The organism is Terriglobales bacterium (assembly GCA_035624455.1).
In the GTDB taxonomy this organism is placed as follows: domain Bacteria; phylum Acidobacteriota; class Terriglobia; order Terriglobales; family Acidobacteriaceae; genus DASPRM01.
The window spans coordinates 95,932-119,189 of the sequence record DASPRM010000025.1; the positions used below are offsets into that span (position 1 = coordinate 95,932).

Consider the following 23,258-nt stretch of genomic DNA (forward strand, 5'->3'; position numbering starts at 1 on the left):
TCCTGGGAGATTAGATGGAACACGAGATCCTGGCCATTGCCATCGTGCGACCCAACGAGGGAATGGAGCAGCAGACCCTCCAGGTTCTGCATGAGCTCTACCAGGTGATGAAGCGTAAGGGCTATAGCCGTGATCTCCTGTACCAGGACACTACTGAGCCGGGCTGCTACTTCAATCTGCGCTACTGGAGCTCAGAAAGCAGCCGCCGCGAGGCACAGGAAGATCCCGATGTTCACAAGTGCTGGAGCCAGCTGGGAAATCTGTGCGTGGTGGAAAAAGTGTACGAGATGGTGGCGGTGGGGCGGGGCGAGTAAAGATTCATCTTCGACGATTATCTGTGAAATCAGTGGCTGATCTTTCTAGTTCACCCAGGGTGGCTGGCTCTCACCATTGCCTTTCTTTTTCGGATCTTCCGGTTCCAGGTAGTGTCCCTGATCGTCGAAGCTGACCGTGCGATCGTGTTTCCGCATGTAGACCTCAAATTTCCGTGCGGCACGCCGCCGCTTCCAGCGGTAATAAGAATTTCGAAGATTGAAATAGCTCTCGCCGACTCCCCGAGTCACGCCGCGGCGGCCAAATTTCACGTAAAGATACCCAAAGAGCAGTCCTCCGAGATGGGCAAGGTAGTTGGTACCGCCGCGCTCATCAAGCGAGAAGAATACGGTGATCACAATCAAAATAGCGACGAAGTATTTTGCCTTAATACGAAAAGGGAACGGGATCAGCATGATCTCGTTCTCGGCAAAGACGATGCCGAAGGCCATCAAGATTGCATAAACGCCGCCTGAAGCCCCAATCGTGACCGATTGCGGTGAGCCCAGCACTCCTGTGTACGCCAGCGCTATGCTGAACAGAGCCCCCCCAAGCACTCCCGCGAAATACAACTCCAGAAACCGCCGCGTTCCCCAGGAGCTTTCGAACGACGAACCGAACATCCAGAGGCCCAACATATTTCCGAACCAGTGCATGAAGGCAAGGTGGAGGAAGGAGTAAGTTACTACCTGCCAGACAAGGCCGTGGACCACCGAGGCCGGCGACAGCCCGAACCAGCGGATCACTTCGATCACCGTATCCGGAATCACTCGCGACAGCAACGCCAGCAACAGAAATATTCCCGTATTGATGCCCAGCAGCCACACCACTGCGCGGGTAAAGGGCGGAAGACTGAGTGTCATCTCCCGGCCAGTAAACATGCGTCGATTCATAGGTTCGTACTCAGTTCCTGTTTAGCGTTCTGGTTTCGGCAGCGCCGGCAGGCTGCGATGTCCCTTTCCGTCGACCGCCCGGACGGCGAACACCACGTTGTCCTTCGAGCGATCGATCGTCGCTTGCGGTCCCTTCCCGGCCGCCTGAACATTCTCCCACTCTGCAGCCGTCGTGGGCCGCCACAGGACTTCATAGACTACAGCCGAACCCTCGGGCAGCGGATCCCAGATCAGCGTGGAATCATTCTCCAGTTTACGCGTTTCCAGGCGAAGGTTCGAGGGGAGTGGAGGCGCCGAGGCCAAAGATGCCAGCGTAGCCGCGTTGAGTCGAGCCACGTTAGCGACGTATTCGTAGTCCACGAACTTCGGCAAGTCGCCATATTCGATGCCGTTTTCGGTGCGAACGTCCTGATGCTGGTGATTGAAGTTCTCGCGATATTCGGTCATGCGAACGGCAGCAAAACCCTCCTCATTGAAGGAGGTGTGGTCGCCTCCGCGCAGATAGCGGTCCGGCCGAAAGATCAGCTTTGCACTAAATGTAGCGGGCAGATAGGTACGTCCGGTTTCGCGGATATAGCGCGCCAGTTCCCGGGAGGGCGAATCGCTTTCGCCTCCAAGGCCACGAATGGTCTTGACCTCAGTTTCCGTAGCATTGGCGGGAATTCCTTCCGAAAAGACCCTGACGACGCTTGCGTCCTGACCGCTACTGCGGTCTCCTCCGACGATATCGTTGTTCAGCACCGCTTCCAGGTTCCAGCCTTGCTCGCGGGCCATTTTGGCGAAGTGGCGGCTGCCGTAGAGTCCCTGCTCCTCGCCGGCCACGGTGAGAAAAATGATCGTAGCCGGAAAGCGATGCTTGCTGAGCACCCGCGCGCACTCTAGCGAGACAGCGGTGCCGCTGCCGTCATCATTCGCGCCAGGAGCTAAGGCAGTGGTGTCCTGATCATTGGAGGGGCGGGAATCGTAATGACCCGTCACCAGGAAAATACGTTTGGCGGCCACGGGATCGGTTCCCCGCAAGACGGCGTACACATTCACGATTTCCGTAGGTTTTGGGACGCGGCGCGCAGGCTCCTGCATGAAGGTGTCGGTCTTTACCTCAAGGCAGCCACCGCAATCCTGCGAATAGCGCTCAAATTCCGCTTTGATCCATTCGCGGGCGGCGCCGATGCCACGGCCGGAAGCCACTGCTTGCGGATCCGAGGACGAGATGGTGAGACGCGTGCCGAAGCTCACCAGTCTCTCGATACTGGCTCGGATACGGGCGGCAGAAACCTCTCGCAGCGCGGCCGCGATCGCCGGGTCCGGCAACACCTTGGGACGCGATGGCGATGGACGTGGGCTCTGGGGCAAAAACAGTGGATCATGAGTCCGCGCCGGCGCCTCTTCCGGACCATGGGAGGGCCTTGCAGTTTGTGCAACCATCAGGGATGGGGTCAACATCAATAAGAAACTGGTCACATAGATTCGGATTCGCGATCTTGTCTTGGACATTGCTGGCCGAGTATAAGATTTTCTTTGACGCTGTGCGCCAGAGACTCTAAATATATCAGCGGCAACCCGGCAGTTAATGTCAGGACCACCGCGATAGGAGGCCGCAATCATGGTCGTTTGTCCCGAGTGTGAGAGCGATATCGATCTGGCAGAAGACGAGGTCGAAGAGGGTGAAGTCGTCTCCTGCCCTGAGTGTGGAACCGATTTCGAGGTGATTACCGTCGAGCCATTGGAATTGAGCAAGATCGAAGAGGAAGAAGAGGAGGAAGAAGACGAAGAAGAGAGCGAAGACGGAGACTACTCCTAATCCCATGGCCACCTCTCTCTTATCCGCCTGCCTCGGTCTGCGCCAACACTTAAATTCGATTGGCAGTGTGTTAGTGTGTGCGCTTCTGTTGGCTGGATCAGGCTCGCTTCTGACCCCGGCACCACTCTTGGCCGATAGCAAGAAAGATCCACGCAAGGATTACGCACTCATTATTGGAACCGTATTTGATTCCAGCGGTCACCTGGTTCCGGGTGTTCCGGTGAAGATTCGGCGGGCTGATCAGAAGAAGGCGAAATGGGAGCTGATATCAAACTCGATGGGCGAGTTTGCCCAGCGACTCCCCACAGGACAGGCCGATTACATAGTCTGGGCGGACATAAAGCTTCCAAAGGGCGAACCCAGACCGGAGACCAAAGTACACATCGAGAGTAATGAGCGAGTGGACATCAGCCTGCATCTAAAGTGACAGATTTCAGATACACTACCCGCAAGCAGTACTCGCAAACAGCGGGCGCGCTGACAGTCGTAATGACGGGGTCGCCATGAAGAGAAACGTACTAGGTACAGCGATCTTGCTGACGGCTGTCGCGGCTTGCGTATGGGCTTTCGCGACGGTTGCCAAAGATAAGCCCGAGGACAAACTGTCAACCACGCGCACTCTGCAAGGGCAGGTGCTGGACGCCGCTGACGCCGGCATTCCGGATGCTGTGGTTTACCTGAAGAATACCAAGACCCTGGGAGTGCGAACCTTCATCGCCGATAAAGATGGTAACTACCGCTTTACGGCTCTTTCTCTCAATATCGACTACCAGGTTTACGCTGAACACCACGGCAGTAAGAGCGAAATCAAGACGGTGAGCTCTTTTGACACGCGCAAGACCGTAGTGCTGAATTTGAAGATCGACGTGAAGCGTTAGCCAAGAGTAAAGTTTTGCCAGGGCTCAGGGCCGCCGCAACCAGGCGGCCTTTTTCACATCTATGTGAACGGGGAGGTTAAGATGCGACTCCTGATCAACTGGCTACTGAGCGCAATCAGCCTGCTGCTGGTGGCCTACATCGTGCCCGGATTTCAGATCAGTGGCATTGGTGCCGCGCTGCTGGCAGCGGTTGTGATTGGCCTGATCAATGCCACCTTGGGACTGGTTTTGAAGGTGGTGACATTTCCGCTAACCGTCCTCACGCTGGGAATCTTCTGGATTGTCATCAATGCGCTGATGCTGAAACTAGCCTCTGCGCTCGTGCCCGGGTTTCACATCAACACCTTCCTGGCGGCATTTCTTGGCGCCATTGTGTTGAGTGTGATTAACCTGATCCTGCGCTCCCTGGTGCCCAAGCCGGAGCGGCGGTATTAGCAATGGGACGAGAGAGTCATGGATAACGCGGCCATCGGTCAGTTTGGTAATCAAAAGTACCTTTCCCTGGAAAGCTATCGCAAAAACGGTACGGGGGTGCGCACCCCGGTTTGGTTTGCCACAGATCCATCAGGTACGTTCTATGTGTACACAACCGACGATGCGTGGAAAGTCAAGCGCATCCGCAACAATCCTCACGTCAAGATTGTGCCCTGTGACATGCGTGGCCGGCCAAAGGGCTCCTGGGTAGATGCCCAGGCAAAATTGGTGGAGGGCAACGAAGCCGAAAAGGGTCAGCAGCTGTTGAATCACAAGTATTTTTGGAAGCGTATTGGAGATGTCTTCAGCCGTTTGCTGGGACATAAGCAGGTAATGATCACCATACGCATCTGAATCGGCGCAGGGATTTACAATTGCTTTTTCAACTTTCTGTCCGCAGGAGAACTTCGGTGAGCCAGGCCGCGATCGACCGCCCTCAAGCCAATGAATATAACGAATACTACAGCCGCTACATTTCGCTGGTTCCGCAGCAAGACATACTGCTGACGCTGGAGCGACAGCTGCCGGAAACTGTGAAATTGCTGCGCAATGTCGGAGAGGATCGGGGAGGATACCGCTATGCCCCTGACAAATGGAGTATCAAGCAGGTGATAGGACATCTAGCGGATACAGAACGTGTTTTCGCGTACCGCGCGCTGCGCATCTCGCGCAACGATTCCACTCCCATCGAAGGATTCGAGCAGGACGATTACGTGCTCTACGGTCCCTTCCAACAGTGCCGTCTTGCTGACCTGGTATCTGAATTCGAACATATCCGTCACTCCACCCTGGACCTGTTCCGTAACCTGGATCCCCAGGCCTGGACGCGGAGAGGTGTGGCCAACAAGAACGAGGTGAGCGTACGCGCCATCGCCTACATTCTTGCCGGTCACGAACTGCACCACCGCAAAATTCTGCAAGAGAAATATCTTGCCGCCTCGGCGGCCTGAGATAAGAGCCCAACGGTGTGGCTTTCGAATCGCGGGACATGCACCTGCGCGCCGAAGAGCAGGCGCGAATGCTGGAAGCTGAGGCTGCTTCCAGACGCGCGACATTCTTTTTTGCACTCCTTCCACTCCCCACCCGCGATGCGTACATTCCCTGTGTTACCTTAATGCGTTTTGTCCCGCGGCGGGGTCCGCTAACCCCAGCTTATGATTGTGGGCACCGGCATTGATATCGTCGAAGTTCCGCGCATGGCTGCAGCCATTGAGCGCTTTGGGGAGCGTTTCCTGAGGCGCGTTTTCACTGCCGCGGAAATTCGCTATTGCGACTCCAAGGCCAACCGCATGGAACGATATGCAGCGCGTTTTGCCGCGAAAGAGGCAGCCCTGAAAGCCATCGGCACAGGTTGGAAGCGGGGCGTGGCCTGGACCGATGTGGAGGTGTGTCGCGAACCCGGTGGCCGGCCTTCCATCGTTTTTGCGGGCATGGCCGCAGAATTTGCATCCAAGCTGGGAGTAAAGCGGGTCTCGCTATCGATGTCTCACACCGAGGAGCATGCGGTGGCGCAAGTAATTCTCGAAAACTGAATCCCAGGGAGATTTTGAAGAGAGCGCATGTCAGAGACACTCCTGGCGCCAGGAATTGCCCGCGAGTCAGCGGAAGAGATAAGCGGCACAAGGCTCCTGATCGGCGTCATTCTGACCAGTTTTGCCAGCATGCTGCTGGAACTCGCCCTCACTCGCCTGTTTTCCGTAATCCTCTTCTATCACTTCGCCTTCCTGGCGATCTCTGTTGCCCTGCTGGGACTGGGTGCAGGAGGAGTATTTGCCTATTTGGCCAAGGCACGACTCATGCGCTGGCCGATCGAAGCCATCGGATGTATCGCTTGCGCCATTAACGCCGGATTGATGCTCCTTGTGCTCGAGATCGATCTGCACGTGCCGGTGTTCCTGAACCTCAGTTGGGGAAATTTTCTGCGCCTCTCCACGATCTACTTGATCTCCGCACTGCCGTTCTTTTTCACCGGGCTGTTTTTCTCCGTACTTTTTGCCAGGCGAACCCACCATGTCGCGCAGCTCTACGCCGCCGATCTGGTGGGCGGCGCGCTGGCCTGCTTGGGGGTTGTTGGCTTACTTAACCTCGTCGGTGGCCCGAACACGGTGTTGTTCGCCGGGGGGACGATGGCGGCAGCAGCCTGGGTGTTAGCTCTCGAACCGCGCTACAAGAGCGTCGGCATCGGATTGACGGTCGTCTTTGCCTGCCTCATCGTTCTCAATTATTCGGGCAGGCTGATTGACATTGTGTACGCCAAAGGCATGCGCCGCGATCGGCCATGGGTGGAATTCGCCAAATGGAACGCAATTTCGCGCGTGGAAGTGGACAGGCAGGCTGATGCCAAGGTGATCGTGATCGATGCCGACGCCTCTACCTACATCATGGCGCGGGATCCGAAGCAGAAATGGCAGGGCAGCGACTACCAGCGCAATCTGATGTCGGCTGCGCCCTCTATAGCCAACATTCTCCGTCCCAACGGCAAGCTTGCAATTATCGGCCCGGGAGGAGGGGTGGACGTGCTGCGCGCCTTGGCAAACGGCAGCCCCAGCGTGACCGGAATCGAGATCAACCCCATCATCGCCAACGATGTCATGCGTGGGCGCTATGCTGAATGGTCGTATCAGCTTTACCGGCAGCCGGAAGTGCGAATCGAGGTGAACGACGGACGTTCATGGCTGCGCAACAGTCGCGACAGATTCGATGTGCTGCAGATGACCCTGGTTGACACTTGGGCCTCCACCGCTGCCGGCGCTTTCGCCCTCAGCGAAAACAACCTCTACACCGTCGAAGCTTTTCGTGAGTACTTCGATCATTTGCGACCTGACGGTTTTCTCGCGATTACGCGCTGGGAATTCCACCACCCGCGTGAGGCGTTGCGCGTAGTCTCGCAGGCGATCGAAGCTCTGGGTGGAACCGATTTGCGGCGCAACTTCATCGTGATCTCCGACGGGGAGTTGAACGAAGATGGCCGACCCGTAACCGTTCTGGCCAAAAAGACGCCCTTCACCTCAGAAGAAGAAACGGCAGTGCGGAAGCATGTGGCGGATCATGCAAATCTTGTGCCCTTGTATCTGCCCTCCAATATCGACGGGTCAGGACCAGCCACTCTCGATTCGCGCTTTGGCCCTGGCGCATTTCGTGATCTGATCCTTAGCGGGAAGCCCGCCGAGTTCGCCCAGGCTTATCCCTACAACGTCGCGCCGGTCTACGACGGTGCTCCCTTTTTTTTCTTTACCCTGAAGCCGACTCAACTCCTGGTTCAGTCCGGAACCCAGACCGCCATCGACTGGAAGGTGAATATGGGCGCGGTTGTGCTGCTGATGCTGCTCCTGATCTCCATGCTGGCAGTCGCAGCCTTTCTGCTCCTGCCACTGATGCTAAGGCTCGAGAACGGCGAGAAACCGCAACCGCGGCGCGCTCTTGCTCTGATGTATTTCGTCGCCATCGGGCTCGGCTACATCGTGGTGGAGGTGACCATGATCCAGCGCCTGGTCCTGTTTCTCGGGCATCCCATATACGCCATGACCGTGGTGGTTTTCCTTATGCTGCTGTCTAGCGGCGCAGGCAGTGTGTTTTCCAGGCAGTGGCTGGCCGATCCAAAGCGGGTGTGGGTTGCACTGGTCCTCGTGGCCATAGTCCTGATGCTGTATTTATGGCTGCTGCCGATCGTGCTGCGAACCATGGTTGGATTGCCTTTTCTGTCGAAGCTATTGATAAGCGCCGTCCTGCTGGTACCTCTCGGGTTCGCTATGGGGATGCCATTCCCCACGGGACTGCGGATGCTTGAGAAGGGACCAGGGTCGCCGAGCATCGTCGAATGGGCCTGGGCGATGAACGCCGCCTCCAGCGTTTTGGGTTCCGTATTGGCTATGGCTGTAGCCATCGAATTCGGATTCGGCGTCACACTGTTATGTGGGGCGATGGCGTACTTGATCGCTGCCAGCCTCTGTCGCCGATTTCAGCCATCTGGCGCTTAGCCCGCCTGCTTCTGCCAACCCCGGCATCTACTCGTGCCTTTCACTGCACATAGCAAAATCTGCCCTTTGCTGACTCTTGCTGGCGCTTTTGTTATCATGCCACTTCTTGTTTAACTGCTATTCTGTTGACTTCACGCCTGGGGCGGGGGAGATTTGCCGAGTCAACGTCAGGTCAAGTGGGCGCAACTGCGGGTGGGTGTGACAGTTTTGTTTGCGGCTGTCACCCTCGCTGTGCTCATCTTCCTGATGAGCGGAACGGGTGGATTTCTCGCGCGCAAAATCATACTTAAATCCTACTTCGACAATGCTGGGGGGCTACGCATAGGCGCCCCGGTCCGTCTGCAAGGAGTCGACATTGGCAATGTGAAGGCGATCCAGGTGGTTCCCAGCCACGGTTTGACTCCCGTGGAAGTGGTGATGAAGATCAACAAAGGATTTCAGCCGGACTTGCACATTGACTCCCTGGCTTCCATGAGCACGGTCGGGGTATTAGGCGAATCTTTCGTGGATATCGACAGCACACAGGCAAAAGGACGCCAAGTGCACGACGGCGACGTGCTGCCCATCCGCGATCATCCTGACCTGCAGGATATGATCCGCGCCAGTCAGACCAGTCTGCAGAACATCGATGTACTGGTTCGCCGCATTGACCGCATCGTAGGTTTCATCGAGAGCGGCCAGGGCTCTATCGGCAAGCTGATTTACGATCAGGAACTCTACAATCGCCTGAATACCGCTCTGACGCAAGTGCAGAGCATGGTCACCGAAATCAGCTCCGGCAAGGGAAGCATCGGAAAGTTGATTGCCACAGATGAGCTCTACGACAAGGCCAACCTGGCTGTGGATCACCTTAACCAGATCATCGATGAGGTCAATCAGGGCCAGGGCACGGTAGGCAAGCTGCTGAAGGATCCCAGTCTCTACAACAATGCCAACTCGACTATCGACAAGGTCAACAAAGTAATGGCGGACGTGAACGAAGGCAAAGGTGCTCTCGGCAAATTTACCCGTGACCAGGCTTTTGCCAACAAGCTGGATAATACCGTCACCAAGCTATCTACCATCATGGACCGCCTGGAAGCAGGAGAAGGAACCGCCGGCAAGCTGCTGAGAGATCCCTCGCTGTTCGTAAATGCCGATCAAATGCTGATCGAGACAAGGGGCCTGGTGCAGGCCATCCGTGAAAACCCCAAGAAGTACCTGACCATTCACTTCAAAGTCTTTTAGAAACCTGTCAAAGCCGGCTGCGCCAAGACTCCCTTCTCGCGAATGTTTGTGAGCGGGCCCGTCTATCCCTGCTGACCCACTACTGGTCACGATCCCAAGCGGCGGCTGAAGTGCACCTATGCGTCAACGCTCTCTCCTTGGTTTAGACTATGAGCTTTTGTTGAACGAATTTGTTGAACGAAAAGGAGGGTTATGCGCTGGCAGGGGTTGGGATGGCTGATTCTGGTCTGCAATCTGAGCAATCTGGTTTGGTCGCAAGCCGCCGGCAACCTCGCCCCGGCCGGCACGCCTCGCGCGCTTGAACTCAGCGACATGGATCCGAGCGTCGATCCCTGCGTGGATTTTTACCGGTACGCCTGCGGCGGTTGGATGTCACGCAATCCCATTCCTCCCGATCAGTCGCGATGGGGCCGGTTTAATGAACTGCAGGAGAACAACTTCAAAGCGCTGCGGGGAATTCTGGAGCAGGCCTCGGCTCCCGACCCTGCACGCAGCGAGACCACGCAGAAGCTGGGCGACTACTACGCCTCCTGCATGGATGAAGCTCGTATCGAAAGCCAGGGCACCAAGCCGATCGAGCCTCTGCTGAAGGCGGTGGACAAGATCAGCAACAAAAAAGATCTGCTGCGCACGGTGGCGCTGCTCCACACCAATGGTGTCGCAGCCCTGTTCGTTTTCGCTCAGGCACCTGATTTGCACGATGCTACCCGCAGCGTTGCCAACCTCGATCAGGGTGGTCTGGGGCTTCCCGACCGCGACTACTACCGAAATAACGACGCCAAGTCCGTCGAAACCAGACAACGCTACCTGGAGCACATGCAAAAGATGTTTGAGCTCCTCGGAGAGACACCGCAAGCTGCTTCGGCCAATTCCAAGACGGTGATGGAAATTGAAACCAGCCTGGCCAACGCTTCCATGGACCGTGCTGAGCGGCGCGACCCGGAAAAGCGCGATCACTGGATGAAAGTGGAGGAGATCAGCTCGGCAGCGCCCAATTTTGAGTTGCTCACTTACTTTCAGGACACCGCTGCCCCGGAGTTTTCCTCTCTCAATGTCGTTAATCCGGATTTTTTCCGAACCATAAGTCCCCTCATCGACTCCGTCCCGCTCGAGCAGTGGAAAGCCTACCTTCGCTGGCATGTGGCACGAACAGCCGCACCGCTGCTGTCCAAGCGCTTTGTGGAAGAGGATTTTCGCTTTGAACGCCAGTATCTCCAGGGACAGAAAGAAATGCAGCTGCGATGGAAACAATGCGTGGAGCGCACCGACCGCCAGGTTGGTCAGCTGCTCGGCCGCCCTTACGTAGATGAGTATTTCGGCCCGCAAAACAAAGAGCGCACGCTGCAGATGGTCCAGATGATTGAGACCGCGCTGGCTGGGGATATTAAGAGCCTGTCCTGGATGAGCGATACCACGAAGAAGCAAGCGCAGATCAAGCTGGATGCAATTCGCAACAACATCGGATATCCGGACAAATGGCGCGACTACAGCAACCTGAAGATTGTCCGCGGTGAGTTTGCGGAAGACACATTACGCGCCAATCACTTCGAGTTTAACCGGCAACTGGACAAGATCGGCAGAGCGGTTGACCGCACGGACTGGAACATGTCGCCACCGACGGTGAACGCATACTATCGGTCGGCGTTCAACGACATCACCTTTCCCGCCGGGATCCTGCAACCCCCCTTCTACGATGCGAAACTCGATGACGCGATGAACTACGGCGGCATTGGGGCGGTAATCGGTCACGAGTTGACCCATGGTTTCGACGACCAGGGGAGTCAATTCGATGCGCAGGGTAATTTCAAATCCTGGTGGACGCCCGAGGATCGCAAGGAGTTCGAGAACCGCACTGACTGTATCGTAAAAGAATATGAAGGATTTACGGTCGGCGATCTGCACCTGCGGGGCAAACTCACCCTGGGCGAGAACACCGCCGATAACGGCGGGCTTCGTATTGCTTATCTCGCACTCGAAGATCAGCTCAAAGACAAAGATGTGCCAAAGATGGACGGATTCACGCCGCAGCAACGATTCTTCCTGGGGTACGCTCGGATCTGGTGCCAGAACATCACGCCCGAAGCGGCCCGCGTGCGTGTCTACACCGATCCCCATTCGCCGGGCCAGTACCGCGTGAACGGCGTGATCTCGAATATGCCGGAATTCCAAAAGGCATTCGGCTGCAAAGTGGGACAACCTATGGTCCGCCAAAACGCCTGCCGCGTGTGGTAGATCACAGCGGTCGAGAAGCAAATTACCGCACACTCGACGCCGGAACCCGCTTGCTGCGGGTCTTCACTGCGGAGAGTCAATGCCGGCCATCGCCGCGGAATCGCTAGCCCGAACCATCCAGGAATTCGTTGCCGCATCGCGCGGTGCAGTTGTGGTGGAAGAAGGTTCGGTGATCTTCGACTTGAGCGAAGCCAGGTACTCGCTCGCCACCGAGCACGATAAGTGCGTGCTGCATTTCTGGTCTCCGGAACGCAATGCCGTGCGCCGCGTTCTCGATGCGGAGGTCCGCAAAGATATTCTTGCGCTTTCGGTACAGCGCTTCGGAAAATCCAGGCCAACCCAGCTCGAGATCTGCCGGGAGCGCGATCAGCGGACTCCCTCGGCCAAACGGGCGCAACGATCCAGCTACCTTCATCGCCTGCGGCGGGCTTTCGAGCATCGATCTCCCGACTTCATGATGGAGGCGCTGAGTTCGACCATCGACCTGGAGCGCTCTTTCAGTCCTATCTACGCCCGCGGTTGGATGCGCAAAGGGAATACCGCCTTTGCGGTCCTGGGGGTGAACTCTGAAGAGATGCAGGCGTCGATCGACGCTTCCCTCACCTTCGGCATTCTATGGCTGGATCACCTGCGCGAACGGGAGGCGGGCCGTCTGCTCGTCGCCGGGCTACGGTTAGTGGTGCCTCAGGGCAAGTCGGCGATTGTGAGGGAAAGAGTGGCTTGTCTCAACCGCGAGGCAGCGGCCTTTACGGTTCTTGAGCTGGATGAGCGCACCCTGGAGTTGGAGCAGCAGGATGCCAGCGATCGCGGCAACATCGCCACCCGCCTGATCTTTTGTCCCAATTTGGAGGAGGCCCAGAGGCGATTCGAGCCTTCGATTGCCAGGATTCGAAAATTCATCAAAGAATTTCACAACAGCGTATTTTCCGCTGCGGAAATTTCTTTTCGCATGCACGGGCTTGAATTTGCGCGAGCCCGCCTGTCGGCGGAACCGGCATCCTTGCGCCACGGTCAGGAGATCGTGTTCGGCCTCGGCCCCTCAGAGACGGTTCTGAGCGATCAGACCGAGCCATTGTTTGCGGAAATCGTCCAGCGCCTGGTGGATGCCCGTCAACCGAAACGGCCGCCCGGTGATGAAGTACTTTGGCGACTGGCTCCAGAGCGCTGGCTGGAGTCCCTGGTGGTGTGCGATGTTCGGGCCGTCGACCACCGGCTGGACCGTCAATTTGTCTATTCCCAGGTGCCGGCATTCTCGGCCGCGGATCGGGCCATGATCGATGTTCTTACGGTTACACGAGAGCACCGTCTGGCCGTGTTGGAATTGAAAGCCGATGAGGATATACACCTGCCGCTCCAGGGGCTCGATTACTGGGCCCGCGTGTGCTGGCATCAGGAACGAGACGAGTTTCAGAAATTCGGATACTTTCCCGGGATCGAATTACAGCGGGAATCACCCCTGCTCCTGCTGATTGCACCCGCCCTGCGCATCCACCCGGCAACCGACATCCTGCTGCGGTACGTGTCCCCGGAAATCAGCTGGGAGTTGGTTGCGATTGATGAACGCTGGAGAGAAGGGCTGAAGGTGGTATTTCGTAAACGCAGGCGCTAGTTCTGTTCCGGGGATATCCCCACTAAACCGGGAGCCTCCGCATTTACCCCTAAAGCCCTCGGCCGCGGAAGGTCCTTTCGAGGAACGCCATCCCGTGATTGCCACAACAAACCCTTCTCTGGATGGCTGCATCCACGTTGAAGCAGATAGGGCGCTGAAATGGCAAAGAAAAATGGACTCGCAGACCACCCGCCTCAAACCCTTTGATTCGGGCAATAAGGGCTTGCTCCGGGTGGTGATCGAAACGCCGAAGGGAAGCCGCAACAAGTTCGCGTTCAATCCCAAGATGGAGGTCTTCGAACTCAAGAAGGTTTTGCCCGCGGGAATGGAATTTCCTTACGATTTCGGATTTGTGCCATCCACGGAAGCCGATGATGGCGATCCGATAGATGTTCTGGTGCTGATGGATGAGCCTGCGTTTCCCGGATGTGTACTTATGTGCCGGCCCATTGGGGTGATCGAAGGCGAAGAAGGGGATAAGAAGAACAAAGAACGTAATGATCGCATTGTGGCCGTACAAAAGGATGCCCACAGTTGGGCGGACATAAGAACGGTCGAGGATTTAGGCAAGAAATTTACGGAGGAACTGGAAGAATTCTTTGTGAATTATCACAAGCTCTCAGGTAAGCAATATCGAGTGCTCGGCCTGAAAGGTCCGGATCGGGTGCGCAAGTTGGTGAAATCCGGAAGGCAATAATTTCGCTGCCGCCGCCAGCCTGTTGTGGGGTTTCTTATGGCTCTGCTCGATCAGCCTCGCGCCCTCGATTGATCCAGTAATCTCGTGCGGATTCACTCAGGTCAGGTGCGGGCTTCTCCCCACGAAATACTCGTGACACAGCGCGCACGATTCGGCGCCAGGGAAACTCCCCACGATCGTCGGCGAAAAAGATCTCTCCGGTCTTGTTTGTACGGTAGTACCAACGTCGGAGAATCGCCAGCTGTTCCATGATCTCTAGCGCGGTGGCCGCTGGAGGCGAGGATACCCCGCTGAGGATCTGCTGAAGGCGTCCTTCCATAGAATGTGGTTGCCCGCTCTCCTGTCTCAGGCCGAATGGAATGGGCGCGGAAAATCTGCCGGCATCGATGCGAAACAGGGTGACCGACTCTGGCTCCGCCGAGGGCTGGATCATCAACGCCGACAGTTGATCGATGCGGTGGACAATTTCCGGCAGTTGCCCCAGCACAGGAGTGAGCTTTTCCATGCGGGCGTGAATGGCGGCCGCGTTCTCAAAGTCCAGCTCGGCTGAGGCGCGGTCGCGCGCGGCGCCCAGCTGCCGCAGCAAAGACTGGCCTCTGCTATCGAAGTAGGCTCGCACTTCAGCCACCTCCGCGGCGTATTCCTCGTCCCTGCAGCCTTTGAAGCAGGGTGCCAGGCACATCTTCATTTCCGAGTAAATACAGCCGGGGAAGGCGGGATCGGGATTGAGATCATCAACGCAGCGCCGCATCTTGAAGAAGTCCAGCGAATCATTGGCAAACTTCTCAGCCGCCACCCGCGAGGGAAACGGGCCGTAGTACACCGCGTCCCCTTTCAATCGGCTGATACGCACGGTGACCGAAGCCCGAGGGTAGGGATTGTCGAGGTGCAGCCGCACCAACGGAGCAAACCGGAGCTTCAGACGGTCGAGATAATTCTTGGGGAAGCTGGCGCGCAGGACCTGATACAGCAGCAGAGTGGATTCGAAGTCAGAACCTGTGAGCCCGTATTCGACGGTTCGCACCTGGCTACGCAGGTTAAGACGCCGGGTGTGCTGCTCCGGCTCGCTCAGTAACCGGGTCAGGCGTCGGCGCAGGTTGCTGGTTTTCGACACATAAGGCTGGCTGCCGGTATCTCCCTGAAGCAAAAATACCGCCGGCTTCGCCGGAATGGCAGCGAAAAATTCCGAGTCGTGATCAGCACAGAACTCGAGGCGATGCGGAAGCACTTGACCATTGTATCCGCGAAAAGCAGATCCCTCGGCCGCCTGCGGCGGCCTCGTGATGCAACAGTAAAGGTCTTCACTGATTGATGATGTTCACGGCGGCGATGAAAGCTAAGCCCTTCTGATCAGCGCCCCCGCGGTCTTTCCCGATAGTCTCCCGCCTGGATTTCGATCCTCCGGCACATTTCATGCAAGCGGGCTCGCATCTGGTCGCCGATGCGTTCACCCAGAGTCCGTTCGCGGAGCGCGGCCCGCGCTTCATCAAGCGTACGGCCGCTCCTGGAAAAGGGGGTTGGCGAATCGGAGGTTTCGCCGATGGGGCTTGGCTTGTCCGAAAGATAGGTAGTCACGATAGTCGTGCGCTCATCGCTATAGCGCTTGTTGAAAATGTAGGAGATAGTATCGCGTTCCCACGCTGTCGTGGTGAATGCCCCCAGGTCGTCCAGGAGCAGAACCGGAATTTCAAACACCGGGCTCAGGACATCGAACTCCGTGGTTTGAGTGGAAGGGTCGTAGGAATGGCGAATCTCGCGCAGCAGTTCGCGGAAATCCACGAAGAGGCAGGGCACCCCTTTGCTACGCATGAGTTCATGAACAATGCCCACAGCGAGATGGGTCTTGCCGGTCCCGTTGCCGCCCAGGAAAATCAGTCCCCGGCAGCCGGGAGTGTACTCCTCCACGAACCGGCCGGCGAGAAAGCGCGCCTTGACCAGCGAGGTGTCATGCTGGTCGCCAGCAGGAAGATCGGGAAACTCGGTGATGAAATTGGATAGCTCGCAACTTTCATAGCGCTTGGGTATGCGTGCGCTTTCCAGCAGACTGCCGCTGCGAGCCTGCAGACGGCAATCACAGCGGGTGACGCGCCGTTCGCGGCCGTTGCCCAGCGGCTTCCAGCCAGTATCCCCGCATAGCAGACAGCTCGTCACATCGGAAGCAATTTTGACCACGGGCCCTTCACCCACTCACTCTGGTTCCAAGTTGCACTATCTCGAGCGGGTGCGCAAGCCCGAGGTGATCTCAGAAGTCACTGCCACTGTGAACTTCGCTATTTCTTTGTGGAGAGCAGAGGAAAAATGGCTGCAGGAGACTCTAGCCTCGGCATAAAAAAAACCGAATACCACAAATGGCGCGAGGTTCACTAAGCAACAGAAAGACTAACGGACAACAAACGTAAAAGAAAAAACCTGCCATCGCCGGAGGCGCAAGGCTGGCAACCCTCGCAGTGGTCAGAAAACCCAGCCTGGCGGCGGGTTTGCCCCTGTTCGGCCGCCGTATAACTTGACAAGCCAAGTCGACAGGAGCTAAATGTCCCGGCCAGAATCCGTCACCTCTCCGGGAGGCGAAAATGAACAAGGGGCATCTTGTCGAAAGACTCGCATCGGCTGCCACGATCAGCAAGACGCAGGCTGCCACGACGGTAGAGACGTTCATCGACTCCGTGACCGGGGCTCTTAAGAAGGGTGACCGAGTAACGCTCTCAGGATTCGGAACCTTCTCTACCTATCAGCGCAAGGCCCGCAGCGGGAGAAATCCGCAGACCGGCTCGGTCATCAAAATCGCATCACGCCGGGTTGCGAAATTCACCCCAGGCGTCGATCTCAAGAAGGCGGTGAACAAGAGCAAGTGAACTCCCCGTACATCTTCTTGCCGGGGCGTGCGAACGTGTTTCACGCCCCTGATTTGTTGAATTTCCGACCAATTTCTGACCTCCCTGAAAGCACCGATTTATGTGCACTGGGAGCAGGAACTGGAACCCCCTCCAATCCCTGAAAATGTGAAAATCCCTTTGAAACTGGGGCTGTAACCGGACTGTAAGGAAGGAGGACGGCCTCGGTCAGATGCGCTACGTAAATCTTTTGCCCAGCTAACGTTGCAGGAACTACAACTGAGTGGCCAATACTGGGACTAATGCGAATTCCGCGCGCTTGCGTGGCAGGCCATCACTATAATCCACAGATTTTTCCACAAGAATGATCGGCCTTCGGGACGTGTCCGCGTGGTCACTGCCCAGGGCTGAGTTCTTCTTGGTTCCTGATAGAGCCCCGCAGGGTCGGCACAGCATGGCTCGGGGAGGTCAGGTGCCCCCAGCACGCCCGGCTTTGGCTTGCGCTCTGGTGCTCGTCAGCCCGGGAAAAAGTGAAACGGGATCGTAAGTGCCGTCAGGCAGGACACAATTCGTTCCAGAGACTGCAAGAGCCCGCTACTTGCTTCCCGTCTCCTTCAAAATCTGCTCAGCGAAGTAATTCTCCACTTTAGCCTGGTCTCGGATGACGTCGTAGTAAGCCGCCTTGAGCAACTGTTCGCGTCGTTCGCGCAGTTGATCGCGCACCGCTTGCTGAACCCTGGGATCGGACAGTTCACGTTGCCCCGCGGGTTCTTTTGCAATTAGCTTGACGATGCGGTAGCCGAACAGTTGCTTGGTTTGCGGATTGATCACTGCGATGATGCCGCTGTACTGCCCTGGCTTGAGCTTGGCTACAATGTCGCGCGTTCCAGCATCGGTGCGCTGCAACCCCGATTGCGGAGTGAAACCCAGGTCCCCACCGTTACCCGCCGAATCCGGATCCTCAGAGTAATTCATGGCGACGGTGGCAAAATCCTCGCCGCTGTCCAGCCGGTTCAGAATCTCCTGAATCTTCTTTCGCGCGTCTGGATCGTTCTGCGCTTTGTCGTTTTTCAGGTTGCGAACCTGCGGATTAGGTTGGGGACTGACAAAAATTTGCGCCAGGTGGTACTGCGGCTCGATCAGGTTGAACTCAGACCGGTGGGCGTTGTAATAGGCTTGTACGTCAGCATCAGTCACGTTGATCTTGGAAGTAAGTTCCTTGTTCAGGACCTTCTCCACAGTGATGCTGCGGCGAAGATCGCGTTTGAAATCATCCAGGGTGATTTTTCGCTCCAGCAGGCGTTTGTTGAAGTCTTCCGGGGTATAGGGAGCCTTAATCTCGTTCAGTTTGCTTTCTACTTCTTCATCGGTGGCCAGGAGACCCAGTTTCTCCGCCCGTTGCATGAGAATCTCGTTATCGATAAGTTCCTTGAGGATGCTGAGGCGCAGGCTTTTCGCCTGTTCGCCGGCGGGCGGCTGGGGAGAACCGGCCGTCTGATTGCGAAAGTATTTTTCAACTTCCGAGCCCAGAATCTTGCGGCCATTGACCTTCGCCATGACGTCTCCACTGGCCTGGGTGCGGTTGCACCCTATCGTCCAGCAGAGGATGAGCGCCATGATTGCAGGCGCGAAAACGGCCGGAGAAGGCCGGAGTTTGGTGAAGTTCAATTTTTCCTCCCGGATATCTCGTAACGAACGCGAGCCCCGGATCAAGTTGGAGATCTGCTGCATCAGTGCGCGGCCGCCGCGGATTTGGAATTCAGATCGGCTCCGCCAACCAGCCCCACGTTCTGGCCGGCATCGTGAAGCGCCTGATCAATAATGGCGTGCAACTCGGCCGACGGCAGTATGCCGTCCACCTTAAAGCCGTTCACAAATAGCGTGGGGGTAGCGTCAACGCCAAGCGACGAAGCTTCCAATACCGAAGCGCGCAGCGCCTTGCCCGATTGTTCCTTGATGCAGGCCTCCAGAGGCGCAGACTGCAGATTGAATTTCTTCCCCTGTTCCAGCGTAATTCGATCCAGAAGCTGACGCTGCACTTCAAGGGATCGAGGTTCCGTGATTGTCTTTTGATTGGCGTGCACGAAGTCGGCAAAGCCCCAATAGGCATCGTTGCTCTGCGCCGCCAGACAGTTCGCGTCATTGGCAGCATGCTCAGCCCACTGGTGGATTTCCGATAGCGGAAAATCCTTATAGACAATCTTCACGCGATCGCCATAGGTCTTCAGGATGTCATTGGTCAGGGTTTCGTGCATGCGGGCGCAATAGGGGCACTGAAAATCGTCGTAGTTGACGATGGTGACCGACGCAGCCTTGTTGCCGCGAACCGGCCGTCCCGACACGTCAATCTTCTCCATATTCTTGGCGTACGGATCTTTGCTCAAATCGAATGTCGTCATCCGTATCAGTGTCCGGCCATCCTTGGAAAGCAGGAATTCACGGTCCTGCTTGTGTTGCCCCGCGTCGAAGGTGACCACGACGATATCGTAATTGGGAAACTCGCTTGGCTTGCGTGGACCTACACTCAGCTTGATGTCCATGGGAACGTTGTAGTAGGCACGCACTTGACGCTCAATACGGCGATTCACATCGGCAGGCGTAGACTGGGCCGCACAGCCGAGACAGAGAAACAATAGAAGCGCAAAAAAGCGCTTGGTCAGTTGCAGTATGGAATTGTGCATAGGAAGCTGCAAACGACCCATTATCGCACGCTAGTCGAATCGCGCATAACGCCGCGGAAGTCCGATTCCTTGTGACCTGTGCAGGTCGCGGGCGCGGAGTCGAAGGATCTTTGCGTTTTCCATCAGGACCGCTGATTCAGCTTGGATATCGGCAGCACGGCATTCATCGATCCTGAGCGGAAGCCTTCCAGGTCCAGCGTGACGTAGGCAAATCCCAGTGCTTTGAAAATGCGGACGAACTCGCGGTTCATTTCTGGAGTCAGCGCGCGCGCCATCTCCTCCGGCGAAATTTCGATGCGCACGATCTGGCCATGATGGCGCACGCGGAACTGCCGAAATCCCAGAACCCGAAGAGCCTCTTCGCCCTGCTCCACGGAGGACAGCGCTTCGCGCGTAACCGGCCGGCCATATTCGATACGGGAGGAAAGGCAGGCGGATGCCGGCTTGTCCCAGATTCGCAGGCCAGCCTCACGGGCCAGATCCCGAATTTCCTGCTTACTGAGCCCGGCTTCTAGCAGCGGCGCGGCGACGCCGTGCTGCCGCGCAGCTGCCTGGCCCGGCCGGAAGTCACCCTGGTCATCAACGTTTACGCCGTAGCCAATGACGTCGAAACCGCGGTCCACACGGAAGCGTTCCATCAGCGTGAACAATTCATCCTTGCAATAGAAACATCGTTCGGAATCATTGCGGACGTACTCCTCGCGCTCCATCTCGGACGTCGAAATGACCTGCAGAGGGATCTGCTGCTCGTGGGCGAAATCAACCGCGTCTTGTAGCTGGGAACGGGCGAGAGAGGGAGAGTCGGCAATCACCGCGAGCATATTGCTGCCCAGGGCAAGATGAGCCTCCCAGGCGAGGTAAGCGGAGTCGACGCCGCCGGAATACGCGATCAGAACTCTTCCCAGACGGTCCAGGCCTGAGCGCAACCGTGCCTGTTTAGCGTGCAAGTCCACAAAATTATCTTAGCGGAAAAGGCGAGCCCTTGCGCGAACGCCGTCGACGCGGCGCCTCGACCTGGAAGGACGGGGGCGTCCCTTCCCACCTGGTCCATGGTTCAGAACAGGCGCTGTTGACGACGCAAGGTGCCGAAGGTGCCGATATTGGTCAAAGTCAATGCGAACAGGTATTGATTTTCGTTGCGCACCTGCCCCAGCGCCAGGCGTCGGTATTCAAAATTTAGTCCGCAGCAGTCCCAGTTATAGCTGGCTTGAACTGCCGAATACTGGAGGAAATCGGTGTTCACATCGAAACCAATATTAACGGCGGCGTTAATTCCTCTCTTGTTGGGGTTGCCATATCCCACCAACCAGCGGAACTGGTTGAAGTCGGTTGGCGCGGGCGCCGAGGTTGAGACCGAAACCTCGCCGGGTGTGAGGAAGTAGGAATGGCTTCCGGCGATGTAATAGTCTCCAATCCGGTAGCTGACGATAGCGGTGCTGGAATTGATGCGCCCTTTCTTGGTGTCGTAATCGAGTTCCCACTGCACGTCGGTCTTGGATGTGGTCTTGACGCGCAAGCGGGAGACGATGGGCGAAAAGTTGCGAGGATCGGTGAGGAAAGCGATGCCGGCGAATTCGGCGGTAGTGGTGAAGACGTTGCGCTGGCCGGTGACCAGCGCGCCTCCGAACGTGGGATCAAAAAAGTATTTTTGCTTGATTTCCCAGGTGATGATCTCGCGGGCGCTTGCCACCTGGCAGGGTGTGGTCCGTCCGGCAGCGCGGATTTGTTGCTCGGCGGAAGTACCGGGCAAGGAGGGTGGCTGGGGAGCTTCACTCGGGCGCTGCGCAGGAACTTCGCAGTTGGCCTGCTTGCCGCCCTTCACGTAAATGCGGTTAATGACCCCGTACTCGATTTCATTGGTATTGCTGAGAATGTCCTGGGCATCGAAACGGATGATGTTGGCGAAGTTGTCCACCCCAGTCACATAGCGATAGGTCACACGCGGCTCAATGATGTGCTTGATGCTGTAATCGCGGATCTTGCGCCGAAAAATGCGTGAGACAGAGGGTGGCCGGATTTCAAAAGCAGTCTCCAGGGCACGGCGATTCACTGTTCCCGTTCCGGGGGTGCCGATCCCGGGACCTGGAATTCGATCTTGCGTGTAGTAGGTGTCCCGCAGTGCAAGTTCGGGCCGAAAATCCCAGCCTTGCCAGTGCAAGGGGACGGCGACGTGGGGATGCACGTCAATCCGGCCGACAAGGTTATCGGTGACAAAATCGGGCTCGCGCCGTGAGACACCCTGGGCGCTGAAGTCATAAGACCATTCCACCGGAGTGGGGCCGAGCCGATGCTCTACGCTGCCCAGGTCCACGCTCGGCGCGTGAATGATGGTGATCAGGTCTCCTGGATCTGTACTCTGGTAGTTTTGATACCGGGACGCCATGCCATTGAAGAAGTAGCCGTTGTAGCTCTTAGAGAGGAACGCCACGGACTTGACTTCAGAATTGACAGCCTGAGTAAATGATTCTGCAAACGCCAGGCGGAAAACAAACGAGCTCAGATAATTCAGATCGGCCACCGCACGGATGTCATGTGCCAGCTTGGCTTCGCCGTTGACGCTAACTTCCTCTCCCCCCTGATTGCAGCTGCCGCTCGCGCTGATGCTCACGCACCCACTGGGTGTCCCTGGAACCGCCTGGGCTTGACCGAACCCGCGATCGAGCACGCCAAAGTAGTGAACGTTGAGATACGACGTTTCACTTGGCTTGACGCGAAATTCACCGTGCTGCGCCCAACCTCGATGGGAGAAATATTCCGCGCCAATGGTGGCATCCATGCTGCGATTGATGGCCCAGTACACGGATTCGCCAATGATGGTGCCCTTACGCGAAGACTGGCCCAGTACGGGGATCAAAAATCCTGATTGGCGTCCGATCTTCTCTACCGGCAATCGGGCATAAGGAAAGTAAATCAGGGGAACATGGAAGAAACGAAAATTGCTGTGGTACAGCTTGGCGTCCTGCCCAACCTCGACCACCACTTTTTCGGAATTGAACGTCCATTTCCGGCTGGTGACCTGGCATGAGGTCACATAACCATGCTCCACAACGAAATGGTCGGGACCCGTCTTTTTGACAATCTGTCCCGCAAATGTGAAGGGGTTGGAGGAGGTGAGCAGTACATTGGCGCCGCGAACCCGTGCACCGGTGCTGCCCACTACGTCATAGAATGTGCCGCTGTCGGTGTGCACGTTATATGTGCCGTGAGTGGCCTCAATGTGCTCGTCGTGCGGACCGCCATCAAAGACGAAATGCCCTTCAGCGGTGACCTCGCCGGTGTCGGAGTTGTAAGTAACTCTGTCGGCACGAATAACGAAAGTGCGAAAATCGACTTCCACGCTTCCCATGAGGCGGTAAACGTCACCCACTTTTTCCTGCTGATCGGCTTTGATCGTTACTTCTTCCACTTGGGGCGGGACCGCCAGTCGTGGCAACTGGCTGGTAACTAGCCGAGGCGAGCCAAGCTGATGACAAAGGAAGATAGCCGTGATAAGGATTCGTATGCGGGAAGTCATCGCATGCGCGTGAGCTTTCCCAGCGGCGCACGGCCACCTTTGCCGACAAGCCAGGATGACAGGCGCGCAGGGGACACTCCGGGCAAGGTAACACGTTCGCCAGGGAAAGAGAATCCGCAGGCGTGAACCGCC

21 protein-coding genes and 1 pseudogene are annotated in these 23,258 nt (G+C 56.9%); 14 read left to right on the top strand and 8 right to left on the bottom strand.

Going from position 1 to position 23,258, the window contains the following annotated elements:
- The first annotated feature begins 14 nt into the window (after window positions 1-14).
- The gene (locus tag VEG30_02925; GenBank protein HXZ78854.1) at window positions 15-314 is read left to right on the top strand and encodes a hypothetical protein; all 300 of its coding nucleotides are present in this window, start codon (window positions 15-17) and stop codon (window positions 312-314) included.
- 45 nt (window positions 315-359) lie between these two features.
- On the opposite strand, the gene VEG30_02930 is transcribed toward VEG30_02925, so the two are convergent.
- Entirely contained in the window at window positions 360-1,205 is an 846-nt protein-coding gene (locus VEG30_02930) for a rhomboid family intramembrane serine protease (protein HXZ78855.1), read from the bottom strand.
- Between the two features lie 21 nt (window positions 1,206-1,226).
- The gene (locus tag VEG30_02935; GenBank protein ID HXZ78856.1) at window positions 1,227-2,648 is read right to left on the bottom strand and encodes a M20/M25/M40 family metallo-hydrolase; all 1,422 of its coding nucleotides are present in this window, start codon (window positions 2,646-2,648) and stop codon (window positions 1,227-1,229) included.
- 160 nt (window positions 2,649-2,808) lie between these two features.
- Between VEG30_02935 and VEG30_02940 the strand changes: the two genes are divergently transcribed.
- From VEG30_02940 to VEG30_02995, 12 genes are all read left to right on the top strand, one after another.
- Window positions 2,809-3,006, top strand: coding sequence for a hypothetical protein (locus VEG30_02940; protein HXZ78857.1), 198 nt, complete (start codon window positions 2,809-2,811; stop codon window positions 3,004-3,006).
- Between the two features lie 127 nt (window positions 3,007-3,133).
- On the top strand, window positions 3,134-3,433 hold the full coding sequence (locus VEG30_02945) for a carboxypeptidase-like regulatory domain-containing protein (GenBank protein HXZ78858.1): 300 nt from the start codon (window positions 3,134-3,136) through the stop codon (window positions 3,431-3,433).
- A 76-nt stretch (window positions 3,434-3,509) separates the two neighbouring features.
- On the top strand, window positions 3,510-3,884 hold the full coding sequence (locus tag VEG30_02950; protein HXZ78859.1) for a carboxypeptidase-like regulatory domain-containing protein: 375 nt from the start codon (window positions 3,510-3,512) through the stop codon (window positions 3,882-3,884).
- A gap of 81 nt (window positions 3,885-3,965) precedes the next feature.
- Window positions 3,966-4,319: a phage holin family protein gene (locus VEG30_02955; GenBank protein HXZ78860.1), complete on the top strand. Its 354-nt coding sequence runs from the start codon at window positions 3,966-3,968 to the stop codon at window positions 4,317-4,319.
- An 18-nt stretch (window positions 4,320-4,337) separates the two neighbouring features.
- A complete protein-coding gene (locus VEG30_02960; protein HXZ78861.1) occupies window positions 4,338-4,712 on the top strand; it encodes a PPOX class F420-dependent oxidoreductase in 375 nt (124 codons plus the stop codon).
- A gap of 56 nt (window positions 4,713-4,768) precedes the next feature.
- Window positions 4,769-5,308 carry a DinB family protein gene (locus tag VEG30_02965; GenBank protein ID HXZ78862.1) on the top strand — a complete coding sequence of 180 codons (540 nt, stop codon included), beginning with the start codon at window positions 4,769-4,771 and terminating at the stop codon, window positions 5,306-5,308.
- A 204-nt stretch (window positions 5,309-5,512) separates the two neighbouring features.
- Window positions 5,513-5,890, top strand: coding sequence for a holo-[acyl-carrier-protein] synthase (locus VEG30_02970; GenBank protein ID HXZ78863.1), 378 nt, complete (start codon window positions 5,513-5,515; stop codon window positions 5,888-5,890).
- 27 nt (window positions 5,891-5,917) lie between these two features.
- Entirely contained in the window at window positions 5,918-8,335 is a 2,418-nt protein-coding gene (locus VEG30_02975) for a hypothetical protein (protein ID HXZ78864.1), read from the top strand.
- Window positions 8,336-8,488: 153 nt separating this feature from the next.
- Window positions 8,489-9,562, top strand: coding sequence for an MlaD family protein (locus tag VEG30_02980; GenBank protein HXZ78865.1), 1,074 nt, complete (start codon window positions 8,489-8,491; stop codon window positions 9,560-9,562).
- A gap of 192 nt (window positions 9,563-9,754) precedes the next feature.
- Window positions 9,755-11,794, top strand: a complete 2,040-nt coding sequence (locus tag VEG30_02985; GenBank protein ID HXZ78866.1) for a M13 family metallopeptidase — start codon at window positions 9,755-9,757, stop codon at window positions 11,792-11,794.
- Window positions 11,795-11,873: 79 nt separating this feature from the next.
- Window positions 11,874-13,403 (top strand): hypothetical protein, encoded by a 1,530-nt coding sequence (locus VEG30_02990; GenBank protein ID HXZ78867.1) that lies wholly within the window; start codon window positions 11,874-11,876, stop codon window positions 13,401-13,403.
- Window positions 13,404-13,575: 172 nt separating this feature from the next.
- Complete coding sequence (locus VEG30_02995) at window positions 13,576-14,100, top strand: inorganic diphosphatase (protein HXZ78868.1); 525 nt, start codon at window positions 13,576-13,578, stop codon at window positions 14,098-14,100.
- A 34-nt stretch (window positions 14,101-14,134) separates the two neighbouring features.
- On the opposite strand, the gene VEG30_03000 is transcribed toward VEG30_02995, so the two are convergent.
- Both VEG30_03000 and VEG30_03005 read right to left on the bottom strand, forming a co-directional pair.
- Window positions 14,135-15,328 (bottom strand): hypothetical protein, encoded by a 1,194-nt coding sequence (locus VEG30_03000; protein HXZ78869.1) that lies wholly within the window; start codon window positions 15,326-15,328, stop codon window positions 14,135-14,137.
- 122 nt (window positions 15,329-15,450) lie between these two features.
- Complete coding sequence (locus VEG30_03005; GenBank protein HXZ78870.1) at window positions 15,451-16,272, bottom strand: ATP-binding protein; 822 nt, start codon at window positions 16,270-16,272, stop codon at window positions 15,451-15,453.
- 395 nt (window positions 16,273-16,667) lie between these two features.
- On the opposite strand from VEG30_03005, the pseudogene VEG30_03010 reads away from it, so the two are divergent.
- Window positions 16,668-16,952, top strand: a pseudogene (locus VEG30_03010) (HU family DNA-binding protein).
- A 573-nt stretch (window positions 16,953-17,525) separates the two neighbouring features.
- Here VEG30_03010 and VEG30_03015 read toward each other — a convergent pair.
- The 4 genes from VEG30_03015 to lptD all read right to left on the bottom strand — a co-directional run bounded on the left by VEG30_03015 (window position 17,526) and on the right by lptD (window position 23,126).
- Window positions 17,526-18,599 carry a SurA N-terminal domain-containing protein gene (locus tag VEG30_03015; GenBank protein HXZ78871.1) on the bottom strand — a complete coding sequence of 358 codons (1,074 nt, stop codon included), beginning with the start codon at window positions 18,597-18,599 and terminating at the stop codon, window positions 17,526-17,528.
- A 62-nt stretch (window positions 18,600-18,661) separates the two neighbouring features.
- Window positions 18,662-19,612, bottom strand: coding sequence for a thioredoxin domain-containing protein (locus VEG30_03020; GenBank protein HXZ78872.1), 951 nt, complete (start codon window positions 19,610-19,612; stop codon window positions 18,662-18,664).
- 122 nt (window positions 19,613-19,734) lie between these two features.
- Window positions 19,735-20,565, bottom strand: coding sequence for an ATP-dependent sacrificial sulfur transferase LarE (gene larE / locus VEG30_03025; protein ID HXZ78873.1), 831 nt, complete (start codon window positions 20,563-20,565; stop codon window positions 19,735-19,737).
- Between the two features lie 101 nt (window positions 20,566-20,666).
- A complete protein-coding gene (gene lptD, locus VEG30_03030; protein HXZ78874.1) occupies window positions 20,667-23,126 on the bottom strand; it encodes an LPS assembly protein LptD in 2,460 nt (819 codons plus the stop codon).
- Between the last annotated feature and the right edge of the window lie 132 nt (window positions 23,127-23,258).